This window comes from Polyangium sp. y55x31, assembly GCF_029946505.1.
GTDB lineage: Bacteria > Myxococcota_A > Polyangia > Polyangiales > Polyangiaceae > Polyangium.
Map to the genome: position 1 here is coordinate 1 of NZ_JARZHG010000001.1, position 15,549 is coordinate 15,549.

The 15,549-nt window shown below is 70.4% G+C and carries 7 protein-coding genes; 3 read left to right on the forward strand and 4 right to left on the reverse strand.

Annotation, left to right across the window (positions count from 1 at the left end):
• Positions 1-384: 384 nt before the first annotated feature.
• Positions 385-1,353, reverse strand: a complete 969-nt coding sequence (locus QHF84_RS00005) for an AraC family transcriptional regulator (RefSeq protein ID WP_281311030.1) — start codon at positions 1,351-1,353, stop codon at positions 385-387.
• A gap of 678 nt (positions 1,354-2,031) precedes the next feature.
• On the reverse strand, positions 2,032-2,643 hold the full coding sequence (locus tag QHF84_RS00010; RefSeq protein ID WP_281311031.1) for a Uma2 family endonuclease: 612 nt from the start codon (positions 2,641-2,643) through the stop codon (positions 2,032-2,034).
• 85 nt (positions 2,644-2,728) lie between these two features.
• On the opposite strand from QHF84_RS00010, the gene QHF84_RS00015 reads away from it, so the two are divergent.
• From QHF84_RS00015 to QHF84_RS00025, 3 genes are all read left to right on the forward strand, one after another.
• Positions 2,729-3,859: a GNAT family N-acetyltransferase gene (locus tag QHF84_RS00015; protein WP_281311032.1), complete on the forward strand. Its 1,131-nt coding sequence runs from the start codon at positions 2,729-2,731 to the stop codon at positions 3,857-3,859.
• 63 nt (positions 3,860-3,922) lie between these two features.
• Complete coding sequence (locus QHF84_RS00020; RefSeq protein ID WP_281311033.1) at positions 3,923-5,956, forward strand: OPT family oligopeptide transporter; 2,034 nt, start codon at positions 3,923-3,925, stop codon at positions 5,954-5,956.
• A gap of 48 nt (positions 5,957-6,004) precedes the next feature.
• Complete coding sequence (locus QHF84_RS00025; RefSeq protein ID WP_281311034.1) at positions 6,005-7,249, forward strand: mechanosensitive ion channel domain-containing protein; 1,245 nt, start codon at positions 6,005-6,007, stop codon at positions 7,247-7,249.
• Here QHF84_RS00025 and pbpC read toward each other — a convergent pair.
• Both pbpC and QHF84_RS00035 read right to left on the reverse strand, forming a co-directional pair.
• Positions 7,230-9,626, reverse strand: coding sequence for a penicillin-binding protein 1C (gene pbpC / locus QHF84_RS00030; RefSeq protein ID WP_281311035.1), 2,397 nt, complete (start codon positions 9,624-9,626; stop codon positions 7,230-7,232). The two genes, QHF84_RS00025 and pbpC, sit on opposite strands and share 20 nt — an antisense overlap.
• Positions 9,627-9,664: 38 nt before the next feature.
• Positions 9,665-15,406 carry an Ig-like domain-containing alpha-2-macroglobulin family protein gene (locus QHF84_RS00035; RefSeq protein WP_281311036.1) on the reverse strand — a complete coding sequence of 1,914 codons (5,742 nt, stop codon included), beginning with the start codon at positions 15,404-15,406 and terminating at the stop codon, positions 9,665-9,667.
• Between the last annotated feature and the right edge of the window lie 143 nt (positions 15,407-15,549).

Genomic DNA, 15,549 nt, shown 5'->3' on the forward strand with positions numbered 1-15,549 from the left:
CCGCCCACGCCGCCGCTCCCGCCCGCGCCGCCGCTCCCGCCCACGCCGCCGCTCCCGCCCACGCCGACGTCGATCTGGCTGCGATCGACCTTGGCGATGATCTCGCAGCCGAGCGAACCGCCCGAAAGCAGGACGAGCAAGAGGGGTGCGATGGATGCCTTCGTCATTTTTGATCTTTCCATTGTCGTCAAGTTTGCAGCGGCGACCGTTACCTGAAACGTCCGCTCACGTCAAAGCGCCTGCTCGAGGACGACCTCCATCCCGGCGATGGAGAGGCGTATATCATGGAGACGAATCGATACCCGAGCGCGCTCGCTCCCGCGATATCCGTCCCGCTGCCGGGGCGAAATCCTTGCGCGTTTCGATCAGCCTTGCGTTTTTTGATCAGCGCGCGCCGGCGACACGGCCGCGCGTGAGCGTCTCGGAGGGGCTCTCCTGGAAGCGCTTTCTGTATTCGACGCTGAACCGCCCCGCATTGCGGAAGCCCATGACGGCGGCGACGCCCGACACGGTCGTCTCGGGCCGCGGGGCGAGGAGCATGTGGTGCGCCTGCTCGAGCCGCCGCATCTTCAGGAACTCCATCGGCGTCATGCCCCGCGCCGCGCGAAACGCCGCCTGGAGCGAGCGGGCCGGCGCGCCCGCCGCGGCGACGATGTCCGAGAGCCGGATCGCCTCGCCGGCGTGCGCCGCGATGTACTCCTCGGCCCGGCGCACGACCGCGGGGGCGACGCGCGGGGGCGGGAGCTCGAGCAGGCGCAAGCCCTCGTGGCGAGGGATGGTCACGAGCGCGGTGAGGAGCACGTCGAAGAGCCGCGGCCGGACGAACGGCGAGTCTGCGGGGCGCTCGATCTCCTCCCGGAGCAGCCGCACGATCCCGTGGAGCGTCGCGCCGCCGCCCGTGGTGAGATCCAGGGCGGGGTCGAACGCGATCGGGCCGCGGCTCGCGTGGCCGGTGAGCATGGCGAAATGCGCCTCGAGGGCGGATCGCTCGATGGTGAAGGTCCGGCCCTTCGAGCCCACGGGCATCGTGATGTTCGCCGGCCGCCCGGGAACGAAGAGCACGGCCCGCGTTCCAGGAGCGATCAAAAGGCGCTGGCTCCGGATCTCCACCTCCCCATCGCCGCTGCCCTCCCCTCCGAACACCAGCGCGTACCGATCGCCGAGGGCGGCCGTCTCGACCCGGCCGCCGAGGTCCCAGTCCCCCGCCACGAACGACACGGGCCCGGCCGAGGTGGCCCCGAAATCACACCGGAAGGCGGTCCCTGACAGGGGTCGGAGCGTCGCGCCCGGGTAGAGGCGGGCGTAGGCGGGGAGCAGCTCGTCGGGGTCGGTGGTGCGGAGGTGGGTCTTCACGACCAAGAGGGGCGCCGCTGCTCGACTGGCGTAAAGCGCCAACCTGCCGGGACTCGGCTGGCTGTGGACGAGATCCGTTCCCGACCTGGCGTGCATCATGCACCTCCATGATCACGCGTACCGGCAGTCGAAGGCAACGCGATGGTGCTGCCTGGACATCGCGCGGAGCGAGCGCGTAGGCAAGGCCACGGGATAAAGCACGACCGCTGCGCGAGTTCGTGACGGACTCGCGCGAATTCGAGGTTTGGCCCCTGGTTTGGCTTGCCGCCCGGGCTACCCGCGACCCGATCCCCATGGTCCCGACCATCGCCTCGGCCTACGGGCGACCCCGAGCCCATGCTCGCGACCAGCCGCGCGGCCTACCCGCTTGCCCGGGCCCATGCTCCCGACCATCACCTCGGCCTGGCCCCTACCCCATCCCCGTGGTCGGGTTCATCGCCTCGGCCTACCCGCGACCCCGCGCCCATGGTCCCGACCATCGCCTCGGTCTACCCGCGCCCCCGAGCCCAGGGTCCCGACCATCGTCAATGCCTGGCCGCCGACCGCATTGATCCTGTCGGCCCGTTCGTGGCCCCCTCCCCCGATGCGAAATCTCACTGCGAATGATCTTTTTCTTGGGCTCCAGGATATGCTCAATGCGCGCAAGGCCGACATCGAGCTCTCCGTGATCGGCAAGGTCTACGACGCGCCCTCTTCCTCCACGTCGCCGAGCAATTCGTCGAGATCGATCTCGACCGCCTCGAAAGGTTCGGCCCGGATACGTTCGCCGCGCGTGGCCTCGCCGGCGATGAGGTAGCCGTCTTCGGTCCACCGGTAGACCGTGAGCTCACCTCGCATCGGATCGAGGATCCAGTAATGGGGGACCTCGTAGCGATGGTACGTCCGGCGCTTCTTGATCGTGTCGTTGGTCGTGTTGCTCGGCGAGAGGATCTCGCAGACCCAATCGGGACGCGTCCGGATCGGGGTGCCGGTCGGTCGCTTGGGTACACGATCCCGGCGCCAGCCCACGATGTCGGGGCGATAGATCTGGTCGGGGGCGAGCTCGATGTCGGCGTCGGTGGAGAGCCACCAGCCGCCGCTGCCCCCACGCCCGGGCGGTCGACCGTACTCGGAACGAAGAACGCCCCCGAGGCCGAGGATCGACGAGCCGTGGTCGAAGCTCGGCGCCGCTTTCTCGACGAGCTCGCCATCGATGATCTCGTGACGCCGCTCCTCCTCAGGGATAGCCAGCAGATCCTCCACCGTCGCAGGCCGTTCGGGCGGCTTGATCCTTCGCGCAGGGTCACCCATGCAGGCCATCTTGCCCGGGGCAGCAGCCGTACGCAACGACCATGCCCCTTGCCAACCTCCCGACTCCCGCCGAGGATACCGCGGAGTGTTCGAGCTCCGCGTCCACGAAACGATCCGCGACATCCCCGAGGAGGCCTGGGATGCCCTCGGGGGCGTCTCCGAGGCTCCATTCCTCCGCTGGGCGTTTTTCGACGTCCTCGAACGGACGGGCTGCGTCGAGCCTCGGTCCGGCTGGCTGCCGCACTACCTCACCTTGCACGAGGGTGAGCGCCTGATCGCGGCGGCGCCCTCGTTCCTCAAGGGCAACAGCGAGGGCGAGTTCGTCTTCGACCATGCTTGGGCCAGCGCTGCGCATCGCGCCGGGATCGAGTACTTCCCCAAGCTCATCGTGGCCGTCCCGTTCACGCCCGCGACGGCCCCGCGGATCCTCGTGGCCGAGGGGGCCTCGTCCTCGAAGATCGCGGCCGCCATGGCCGAGGGCCTCCGGCAGCTCGTCGCGCGGCTCGAGATTTCGAGCGCGCATGTCCTCTTCCCGACCGAGGACCAGGCGACCGAGCTCGCGAGCTTCGGCCTCGCCGAGCGGTATGGGCTGCAATTTCACTGGAAGAACGCCGGGTATGCGACGTACGACGATTTCCTCGCGCGGTTTTCGTCGAAACGTCGCAATCAGTGGAAACGCGAGCGGCGCGAGATGGTGACGCAGGGGATCGACATCGTCACCTTGCGCGGGCGGGAGATCACGCCCGATCTCGTGGACGCGATGTATGGGTATTACACGGCCACGGTCGACAAGTTTTACTGGGGGCGACGGTACCTGAACCGCGCGTTTTTCGAGGAGATCGTGCCGCGGCTCGGGGACGGGGTGGAGGTCGTGCTCGCCCGGGAGGGCAAACGCCCCATCGCCGGGGCTTTCAATTTCGCCGGGAAGGACGCCCTGTACGGAAGGTACTGGGGCGCCTCGGAGGAGCGGCCTTTCCTCCATTTCAACGTTTGCTTCTACCACTCGATCGAGCAGTGCATCCTGCGGAAGATCGGGCGCTTCGAGCCCGGCGCGGGCGGAGAACACAAGATGACCCGCGGGTTCGAACCCACGATCACGAGGAGCCTCCATCACGTGGCCGATCCGAGGCTCGACGCGGCGATCCGGGATTACCTCGCCCGGGAGCGGGAGGCGCTCGCACGCGAGGCGTCGAATCCCGAGGTCGCGTTCCGTTGAGCTAGCCCCGCGAGGCCGAGTTGTTCGCCCCGCCGGCATGGTACTCCATGGTATGAGGCGAACATGGGCATGAGCGAGATCGAGACGCCGGGAGCCGAGCCGCGTACGGTCGCCGGAGATGGTGGTGGACCGCTCTTCCAGCCGGCGCCGACGACGGAGGCCGAAGTCGAGCGCGGAAAGCCGCTCGACATCGCGCCGGAGACGGTCGGCGAGATGGACGAAGAGACCTGGTACGCCAAGGCCTACCGGGGCGAAGGGACCGCGCAGCTCACGCCTCGCGCGGTGGGCATGGGCACCGCGCTCGGGTTCTTGCTCGCGTTCACGAACCTCTACGTCGGCCTGAAGACGGGCTGGCACCTCGGCGTCGCGATCACGGCGTGCATCCTCTCCTTCTCGATCTGGGGCGCCCTCCTGCGCGCCGGGATCGCGAAGACGCCGATGACGATCCTCGAGAACAACTGCATGCAGTCGACCGCGTCCTCCGCGGGGTACTCGACCGGCGGCACGATGGTCTCGGCGATCCCGGCGCTGCTCATGCTGAGCGTCACGCCGGACAACCCCAAGGGCACCCACATGCCCTGGCCGGTGCTGGCCGCCTGGACCGTGGCGCTGGCGCTGCTCGGGACCGTCATCGCCATCCCGATGAAGCGCAACATGATCAACCAGGAGCGGCTGCGCTTCCCGTCGGGCACGGCCGCGGCCGTGACGCTCCAGAGCCTCTACAGCCAGGGCGCGAGCGCGCTCGAAAAAGGCCGCGCGCTGATGGCGTCGGCCGCGGTGGCCGGGCTCATCCCGATCCTCAAGGACCTGAACATCGTGAAGTCGGTCGACGCGGCGGGCGTGGTGACCCGCACGGCGCTCCTGCCGGGCGCGTCGGCGATCTTCGATTGGCTGCCCAAGATCACCGCGGCAGGCAAGGCGTACCCGCTCTCCGCGTTCAACATCAAGCTGGATCACGGGGTGGCGCTGGTCGCGGCCGGCGCGCTCGTGGGGCTGCGCGCGACGATCTCGATGATGGTGGGCGCGATCGTGCTCGCGGTGTTCGTGACGCCGATCGCGATGGAAGCGCAGTGGACGAACCAGCTCGGGCAGGTCGTGGCGGCGGCCGCGAAACCGCAGACGGCGTGGAAGGAGATCGGGCTCTGGATCGGCGCGCCGATGCTGGTGGCGTCGGGCCTGCTCTCGTTCGTGCTCCAGTGGAGGACGATCGTCCGGGCCTTCAAGAGCTTCGGGAAGGCCGCGGGCGGGGACGCGGGGACGGCGCGGGCCGGGGTCGAGGTGCCGATGCGCTGGTTCGTGATCGGCGGGTCGATCGCGACGATCGGCGTCGTGGGGATCGCCTGGCAGTTCTTCGGGGTGCCGCTGCACCTCGGCCTGCTCGCCGTGGGGCTCACGTTCGTGCTCTCGCTGGTCGCGTGCCGCGCGACGGGCGAGACGGACATCACGCCGACGGGCGCGATGGGCAAGATCATGCAGCTCATCTACGGCGTGCTCATCCCGCAGAGCGCGACGGCGAACCTGATGACGGCCGGGATCACGGCGGGCTCGGCGAGCGCGAGCGCGGATCTCCTGAACGATCTCAAGTCGGGGTATCTGCTCGGCGCGAATCCGCGGCGGCAGTTCGTCGCGCAGATGCTGGGGATCCTGCCTGGGACGATCGCGACGGTGATCGGCTTCTACATGCTGGTGCCGAACGCCGGCGCTCTGACGGGCGACAACCCCGCGTTCCCGGCGCCGGCGGCGCAGCAGTGGAAGGCGGTGGCCGAGGTGTTCAAGGTGGGCATCGGCAACCTGCATCCGATGGCGCGGACGTGCATCGCGGTGGGCCTCGTGGTGGGCACGGCGCTGGTTCTGCTGGAGAAGCTCCTGCCGAAGTACAAGAAGTACCTCCCCTCGCCCACGGGCATCGGGCTCGGGTTCATCCTGCCGTTTTATTACCCGCTCGCGATGTTCCTCGGCGCGGTGCTCTCCTTCGCCTTCGGCAAGCTGAGCAAGAAGGGCGAGGAGATGACCGTGCCGATCGCCTCGGGCCTCATCGCCGGCGAGAGCATCATCGGCGTCATCGTGGCGACGCTGAACAACTTCGTCCTGACCTGACCCCCAAAAGCCGCTTGCGATGCCGGTCGTGTGAGGCACATTCGATTTGTGCACAAACGATCTGGTGTCCTGGTCGGAGCGCTCGCGGCGGCGTCGACGTTCGCCGCGGAGGCGCTCGCCGCGGACGGAGGCGTGGCGAGCGGCGCGTCCGGGTTCCTCCATCGGCAGACGCCCTTCGGGCTGCTCGTCTGGCAGGGGCTCGTGGTGCTGGTGGCGCCGGTGGTCGGCTGGATCTGCGGCACGGCGGCGGTGCGCCTGCTCGGCAAGATCGCGTCGCGCACGGACGCGCGCTGGGATGATCGGATCGTCGAGGCGTTCCGAGGCCCTTGCCGCCTCATCCTGGCGGTGATGTTCGTGCGCGCGGGGGCGGCGGCGTTCGAGCCGACGGCCGAGACGGAGGCGTGGCTCGGGCGGATCCTGAGCCCGCTGCTCATGATCGGCTGCGCGTGGGCGATGGATCGGGCGCTCGGCGTGGGCGCCGCGGAGATGGCCGAGCGGTACGCGGCGAGGGATCAGGATCCCGCGCACGTGCGGGCCGCGCGGACGCGGATCTCGATGCTCCGCCAGATCGGGGGCGTGCTCATCGCGCTGCTGGCCACGGCGCTCGTCTTGATGCAGTTCGATCTCGTGCGGCAGGTGGGCGTCTCGCTGCTCGCATCGGCAGGGATCGCGGGCGTGGTGCTGGGGTTCGCCGCGCAGCGGTCGATCGCGACGATCCTCGCGGGGCTGCAGCTCTCGATCGCGCAGCCGGTGCGGATCGGCGACGAGGTGGTGATCGAGGGCGAGTGGGGCACGGTCGAGGAGATCACGCTGACCTTCGTGGTGGTGCGGATCTGGGATCAGCGGCGCCTCGTGCTGCCGATCTCGCAGCTCCTCGACAAGCCGTTCCAGAACTGGACGCGGTCGTCGCCGGAGCTTTTGGGGACGGTCTTTTTACACGTGGACTACATGGCGCCGATCGACGTGCTCCGCGAGGAGGTGCGGCTGGCGTGCGAGGCGGATCCGGACTGGGACGGGCGGGTGGCGATGCTGGTGGTGACCGACGCCCTGCCAGCGACGCTGCAGCTCCGGGCGCTGGTGTCGGCGCCGAGCGCGGGGAAGCTCTGGGATCTGCGGTGCCGGGTGCGGGAGCGTCTGGTGAAACGGCTGCAGCAGCTCGACGGAGGGCGGTACCTGCCGCGGACGCGGTTCGAGCCGGCCGCGCCCGGGGAGAAGCGCGCTGCGGAGCTGCCGGTGGACGCGCCGGAGGGGGCAGCGCCGCTTCCGGAGCCGCTCACTGCACCGAGAACCTGACAGGCTCCGACGAGGCCCCGTCCGCCTCGACGACGAGCGTGTGCTCGCCCGGCACGAGCGGGATCGACCGCTCGAACGGGGGCGTCAGGGCAAACGCACGGCCGTCGACGAGGAGGCGCACGGCGCGGGCCTCGGAAGGCGCGTCGACGCGGACACGGATCGCCTCTTCAGCGGCGAGGGCGCCGTCACGCACGAACCGCGCGCCGTCGGGCGGGAAGGCGATGCGGATGCGGGAGGGCGCCCTGCGATCACTCTCGGGGCAGAGGGGCGAGGAGGCGCGCGGCGCGACGGGGCGGCCGGCATTTTCGGCCCATGCAGCAAGCTCGGGCGGGTAACGCTCGAAGACGCGGGCGTCGGTGGTGGCGTCCGAGCAGGCAGGACCGGCGCGCAGGCCGTTGCGGCGATCGATGCGGACGCGCTCGTGCATGTCGCAGGTCGCGAGCGAGGCGTCCCGGGGGACGAGCTCGCTGCGGCGATGCGGGCAATCGGGGCCGGGGCGCGCGCCGGAGAGGGGGCAGATGTCGACGTCGACGAGGCCTTCGGGTCGCTCGAACGCGCGCTCGGAGTACATGCGTGAAGCCGCGAGCATGGCGTCGTGGAAGAGCGGGCCGGCGCCGGTCACACCGCTGACGCCGCTCATCGGTGAACCGTCGAAGTTGCCGACCCAGACGGCGACGGTGACGGAGGGCGTGAAGCCGACGGTGACGTTGTCGCGAAACCCCTTTGAGGTGCCGGTCTTCGCGGCGACCGGGAACGGGAGCTCGAGGACGCTGTTCTCGCCGAACGTGGCGAGGCGCGCATGCCGATCGGCGAGGATGTGCGTGAGGACGTAGGCAGCGCGCCGATCGAGGACGCGGCGAGGCGGAGGCGCGGGGAGCGGGAGGAGCTCGCCGGTGGCGGCGCGGGCCTCGCGGACGGCGCGTGGCGTGACGGAGAGGCCGCCGCGCGCGAGGGTGGCGTAGGCGGCGGCGAGCTCGATCAAGCGGACCTCGCCGTCGCCGAGCGCGAGGGCGAGGCCGTAGTCGCGCGCGCTGCGATCGAGGGAGGCGAAGCCGAGGTCGCGCAGGCGCGCGAGGAGGCGCTCGGGGCCGACGCGGGAGGCGGCGACGATGGCGGGGACGTTGAAGGAGCTCGCGAGGGCCTCGCGGACGCGGACGGGGCCGTGGAAGCGGCCGTCGTAGTTGTTCGGGTGGTAGTCGCCGTCGGGCGTGGGGAAATGCAGGTCGACGTCGGGGAGGATCGTGGCGGCGGTGAAGCCGGCGATCTCCATGCCGAGGCCGTACACGAAGGGTTTTAACGTGGAGCCGGGCTGGCGCTTGGCGAGGACGCCGTCGTTGTGGCCGAGGCGCGCCTCGTTTTCGATGTCGGGCGAGCCGACGTAGGCGAGGATGTCCCCCGTTTCGTTGTCGAGGACGACGACGGAAGCGGCCGTGACGTGGCGCTGCACGAGGCGCTCGACCGTTTGGACCGCAAGGATCTCGATCTCACGCTGGAGGCCACGGTCGAGGGTGGTCGTGATCGTCGTCGCCTGTCCGGCGAGCCCGTCCGCGCCGATCCCCTTCCCTCCCCCGAGCAAGGCGCGGCGCAGGTGCGGGATGCCGAGGCCACTTCCACGCGGGGCGAGGACGAGAGGTTCGCCGAGGGCACGATCGACGTCCTCGTGATCGGCGAGGCGCGCGGCGCGCATGCGTTCGAGGACACGATCACGGCGGCGCTCGAGGAGGTCGGTGCCGCGGCGAGGATCGTAAAGCGTGGGTCCACGCGGCAGGCTGGCGAGCGCGGCAGCCTCGGCGAGGGAGAGATCACGGGTGGATTTGTCGAAGTAGAAACGGCTCGCGGCCTCGACGCCGCGGAGCGAGGGGCCGAAGGCGACGCGGTTCAGGTACTCTTCGAGGATCCGCGGTTTCGACAGGGAGGCCTCGATCCGCAGCGCGAGCACCATCTCGCGGAGCTTGCCGACGACAGAGCGCGGGCGCGGGACGAGGGTGCGCGCGAGCTGCTGCGTGAGCGTCGAGCCGCCGGAGACGATGCCTCGTGCGAGCAGGGCTTGCCCCGCGGCGCGGGCGATCGCGATCGGGTCGACGCCGGGGTGCAGGTAAAACCGCTTGTCCTCGGCCGCAAGCACGGCGCGGGTGACGCGTGGATCGATGTCGGCTAGGCGTACGGGGCGCGCGCGTGTGCCGTCCTTGGCGCGGACCTCGCAGAGGACCGTGCCGTGCCGATCGAGGAAGACCGTGGAGGGATCGGCCGCGGCGAGATCGGCCGCGGCGAGCTCGGGCGGGAGCGGCGTGAGCGCGGCGGCGAGGCAGAGGCAGAGGATCGGGGAGAGAAGCGCCGCGAGCGCGAGCTCGATCCGGCGGCGGCGGCTGCGAGGCACGAGCCACCGGACGAGCGCACGAGCGAGGCGGGATCGGGTCACTTGCTGGCGGTCACCGTGATCGTGCCGGCGGCGGTCCTTCCAAACACCTCGGGCACGTACATCTCCTCGGCGCGTGCGGGCGGAAGGACGAACGTGCCGATCGAGGTCGCGCGCGCGAGGTACCGATAGCGATACATGCCGGCCGCCATGTGGTCGACGAAGAAGAGGACGCGGTCGTCGCGCAGCTCGCGCAGGTAACGGCTGGAGAGGATCGCGCGGCCCGTGGCGACGTCGTCGTAGCCGCCCTCCTCGTCGAACGTGTCGTCGGGTTCGCCCTGGTCCCCATCGAGGTTCGCGCCGCTCGCAGTCGTAGCGAGGCGCGCGTCGACGGGCTCGAAGCCGGCCGGGAGCGGATCGTCGACGACCACGTATTTCCGCGGCGACGGCGTGACGACGACGATCTCGCCGAGGACGAGCTGACCGCCGGGGAAGGTGCTCACACTTGCGCCAGGCGGCGCGGCGAGCAGGGTGGCGAGCTCGGCGGGGCTCACGGGGCGCAACGTCTTCTGCACGAAGAAGCCACGATCGAGCGGCGCCTTGGGCAGCTCCTTGCGGGCGTAACGAAGGCGCGCCTCGTAGAAGAGGCGGCCCGTCCCCTCGACGTCGAAGGCGAGGACGCTGCCGCCGGCCGAGGTGAGGCGCTCGGCAGGCAGGCTGATGCGGGCCTGGTTCACGTCGCGGCCGCGGAAGGCCTGCGTCGCGATCTCGGCCTGGCCGAGGAAGACGTGCGCCAGAAAGTCGGGCGTGGCCTTCTCCTGCGCGTTGCGATACGCGTCGAGCGCGACGAGCGACCAGGCGGCCTCCTGCGTGTTGCGCCAGGAACCGCCCTTGCGATCGGCGAGCAGGCCCATGGCGAGCTTCGCCGCGATCGGGTGGTTCGGGCGCGCCGCGAGGAGCGCGCGGAGGACGAGCGCGGTCGTGCGCGTGTCGGAGTCCATGAGCACGGCGTACTTGTCGCCGAGGTTCGACGCGGCGCGGGCGACGTTGCCGTCGAGCCGGAGCGCGCCTTCGAGCTCGTTCACGAGCTGTTCGATGCTCGCGCGATCGTGCTTGCCCGTGACCATGGCGTGCAGGAGGAACGCCTGCGAGAAGAGCGGGAGCTTCTTGCGCTCCTCGAAGAGGCGCGTCGTGCGGCCCGTGTCGGGGTGGCGGTTCTCGGCGAGCACGTCGAGGATGAAGGGCGCGGTCGCGCTCAGGTACTCGTCGTATTCCTCCGCATCGAGCGCCTCGTGGACGTGGCGCGCGGCCCCGTCGATCGCGGTCTGGGGGATGTCGACGTTGCGGCGCTTGGCCTCGCCGAGGCCCCAGAGCGCGTAGGTGCTGGCCCAGAGGTTCGAGCGGTCCGAGCCCGCCCACATGCCGAAGCCGCCGTCGCCGCGCTGGTGCTTCAGGATCTCGGCCACCGTGGCGGCGATGATCGCGTCCGTGTTCTTCGGCAGCGGGATCTTGAAGTCCTGCGCGAGATCGCGGAGCGGGAGCATCGGCACGAGCTTGCTCACGAGCTGCTCGGTGCAGCCGTACGGGTAGTCGATGAGCTGCTCGACGCCGCCGCCGAGGCCGACGAGCGCGGTCGAGGCCATGCTGACGTCGAGCCCGCCCGTGTCGTCGCGGATCGCCGAGAGATCCCCGAGCTTCTCCGCGATCTCCGTGGTCGTGTCGCCGTACAGCGCGACGGCCTCGGGCGAGAGCGGGACGCGGACGTCGCGCTCGACCTCGACGGCATCCTCGAGCGGTTTGCCGGACTCGGTCGCACGCACGACGAAGCCGATCTTCGCCTTGCCGGCCTTCGGCGCCGCGATCGGGAAGCGAACCTCGACAGGCGTGCCGGGCGCGAGATCGATGGTGCGCTTCGTATCGCCGGAGAGCGTGAGCCCGTCGAGCTTGACCTCCACCGTGGCCGAGGTCTTGCCGATGCCCTTCGAACTCACGACGACGGACGCGTCGAGCGTGTCGCCGGCGCGCAAAAACCGCGGCAAAGCGGGGCGCGCCATGAGCGGTCGGCTCGCGACGACGCGGTTCTCCGCGAAGCCGAAGCGATCGTCCTCGGCCGCGGTGACGGCCATGAGGCGGTAGGTCGTGAGCGTGTCCGGGAGGCGGAACTTCACCTTGGCGCGGCCCGCGTCGTCCGTGATGATCGAGGGGACGAACGTGGCGCTCGAGCGGAAGTCGCGCCGCACGGACATGCCGCCGCCGCCGTCGCCGCCGTCGAGGCCCTTGTCGGTGCCGAGATCGCCGTACGGCCGGAAGACACGGGCGAGCGCGGCGCGCACCTCGAGCGAGCTGACGCGCAAGGGGCGCGGGGCGCCGAAGACGCCGATCGGATCGGGCGTCTTGTACCCGATGAGCGAGAGCACGCCCTCGTCGACCGCGTAGAACGTGACCTCGGCGCGCGCGGGTTTGCCCGCGTGATCCCGCACGAGGACATCGACCTCGACGTTCTCGCCGGGCCGCGCCTCCGTCTTGTTCGGCGTGAGCGCGATCTTGAGCCTGCGCTTCTCGGGGTTCACGAGCAGCGGCGCGTATCCCATGCGGAACGCGGGCGCGCCGACGTCGGGATCTTTCACGTTCGTCGGCGCGGGCTTGGTGCGGCCGCGGACGAGCAGGACCGAGACGAACGCGTTCGGGCGCAGATCCTCGGTGACCGGGATCTCGATCGTCGGCATCGCGCCCGCGAGTTTCACGCGGCGCTGCGAGAGGATGCCGGCGCGCTCCACGGTCACGAGCGCCTCGGCCGCGGCGAACGGCGACTTCACGAGGAAGCGCGCCTTGTCGCCGACCTCGTAGCTCTCCTTGTCGGCGACGAGCTCGACGACGAGCCGATCGCTGTCGCTGAATCCGCCGCCGCCCGAGCCGCCGAAGACGTAGAGCGGCTCCGCGGCGCCGACGGGGTTTTTCCGGGTGTCGACCGCGGTCGCGTGGACGACGTGGTAGCCGGACGCGGCGGGCGTGAGCTTGCACGAGACCGGTTTGTCGCCGGCCGTGGTCGTGACCGTGCAGGTCTCGACGACACGATCGACGACCTCGGCCACGGTGTGCGCGAGGCCGCCGGAGGTCGCTTGCCGCGCGACTTGCCACGTGCGCGACACGAGCTCGATCTTGATCGGGACGCCCGCCACACGCGCGCCCTTCGGATCCACGGCGAAGACCTCGGGGCTCACGGGTTTGCCCGCGTCGACGAAGAGGTCGGTGCCCGTGCGGAGCGCGACGTAAAACTCGGCCGGGTGCACGATGGCCGTGGTGCTGCCCGCGATGTACTGGCGCGAGACGTCGTTCACCTCGGCCTCGGCCGTGACGCGCTCGGGGCCGCGCTGGCCCGGGAGCGTGAGCTGCGCCTCGATCGAAGCCGTGCCCTTGGCGTCGAGCTTCGTCGTGCTGCTCTGGATCTCGCCTTCCCGCGTGGTCTCGTCGGCCGTGTCCGCGTGGAACGTCGCCTCGTCGACGGTAAAACCATCGGTGTTCGGCGGGCGGAACTCGGCTTCTCCGCGCGTCACGACGACCCGCGCGTCGGCGCCGGCCATGGGCGCGCCGTAGAGGTAATCGCCGCGCGCGATCCACTTGCCCTTGTCGCCGCGCACGTAGCTCGGCTTGTCGCTCTCGACCGAGACCGCGAACTCGGCGGGCCGGTACTCGGCGACCTCGAAGTCGCCGCTCACGTCGGCCCAGCCCGGGTTGCCTTCCTGCACCGTGGCGCGGACCGAGTACGTGCCGAGCCGGCCGGCGCGCGGGACGACGACGTCGATCGCCGTGGTGCCGAAGGGCGAGAGCGTCTCGGTGCGCGAGGCGACCTCGTCGCCGTCCGGGCCCTCGACCTTGAGCTCCACGGGCAAACCGACGGGCGTGACGGTGCCGGGGTTGCCCTCCTTGCGGAAGATGCCCTTGATGTGGACCGTGTCGCCGGGCCGGTAGATGCCGCGATCCGTGAACACGAGGCCAAACGGCCGATCGGGGCCGGGATCGACCTGCACGTCGAAACGCCAGCTACTGAGCGTGTCGTTCAGATGCTTGTAGGTCCAATCATTGCCGTCCTTGACGAGGATGACGGCGCGCTCGGCGCCCGAGCTGCCGCGGGCCCAGACGTCCGGCGGCAGCTTGATGAAGCCGCTGTCGTCCGAGCGGAACGGGCCGATGGGTGACTCGCCGGGCTTCTGGATCGTGACCTCGGCGCCCTTGACCGGCGCCGCCGACGAGAGGCGGCTGATCCAGAGCAGCGAGCCACGCGCGGAGAGTTTGCCGGTGACCGCGAGGTCGCTGACCTTGACGATCGCCGTGTTCGTGACCGCGCGCTGGTGGTTCGAGCCGGGCCAGCCGATGTACCGAATGCCGAGCGCGAGCGCGCCGCGCGCGTCCTTGCCGCCGAGCGCCTCCTCGGTCTTCACGGCGTGCCGCGAGGGCTTGTTGAGCGGCGCGTTCGAGGCGAGCTTCGAGACCTTCGCGCCGGGCAGCTCCAAGATGTCTTCGTACGAGGGCGCGCGGCCCGGGCCGTATGGATCGTCCTGCAAGCGGATCGCGTCTTCCGGCGAGAGCGGCGCGACGACGAGCTCGAGGTCCTTCGTGTTGATGGAGTCGATCGGGATCTCGCGACGCGCCGCGGGCTCGAAGACGCTGCCGTGGAGGCCGATGTCGGCCTTGGGCCAGAGGTCGTCGAAGGCCACGTCGGCGCGGTAGTCGGCGCCGAGCTTCTGCCCATGCTGGTCCGTGAGCCCCTTCGCGACGAGGACCTTGACGTTCTTGCCCGGCGTGAACGCGCCGTAGACCGTGACGCCGGTCGTGACGTGATCGTCGTCGAGCCACGAGGGCCACGTGACGTCGACCTTGGGCTCGAAGCGGACGGCCTTCTTGAGCTCGCCGAGCTTGACGGCCGTCGTGAGGTAGATCCCGATGCCGCCGTCGGGCGCGCATTTTCCGTGCGGCGTGTCGTGATCACACGGCAGCTCCTTCACGGCGAGGGGTCCGTACGTGCGGAACTCGAACCGCTCCTCCTTCTCGGCTCGGAGGCTGCCCTCCTTGCCCGCGAGGCCCTTCACTTCGAGCACGACCTCGCTGTCGAGCGGGAGCGGCGCGCGCGGGACGATCTCGACGAGCTGCTCGTTCTTCGGATCGGGGCGCTTGACCGAGAACGCCCACTTGTCCTGACGCTGGCCCGCCGTGATCTTGAGCGCCTTCTCGAGCTCGCGATCGTCGATCGGCTGGTTGAAGCGCAGCGTGAATTTTGCATCGGGTCGCAGGTCGTCGCGGCCGGCTTCGGGCTCGACCGAGGTGACCTCGGGGCGCGCCGTCGTGAAGCGCAACTCGAACGGTTTTTCCAGGGTGGATCCATCGAGCGCCTTCGTGCCGGCCGGGACCGTGACCACGAACGCGGTGGCCCGCGGCAGGCGCTTGTCCGGCACGAACGAGAGCGCGTTCGTCCCGACCCAGGCCCATCGGCCCGGCACCGCAGGCTGGATCGACGCGGGCGGCGCGCTCTCGTCCCCCGCGAGCTCGAGCGGCCGCATCGGGCGGTTGAAGACGAGGCTCACCTCGGGCGGGTCGATCGTGTCGCCGCGCGGCGTCCCGAACACGACGGCGAAGGCTCCACGCGTGTCGACCGCGGCCGCGCCGTCGGCGGCGCCGGGGACGAGGGTGCCGCGAGGCGCGACCTCGGGCGGACGATTTCCCTGCAGGCAGGCCATGCCGAGGGCCATCGCGGTGACCGCGAGGAATGCGTTGCGGGGACCTGGAAACATGGCTCGCGCCGTCATGGCGCGGCTCCTTCTCGCGGGCCCGCCCCGGCGGCAAGGCCGATGAGCGGGATCGCGTGGAAACGCTGAACCTCCCGAGGGATCCCCCCGAGCCGCGAGGCGCGCCGCCCCGATCCACGGCTGCCCGGGGCGTTCGAGGCGGC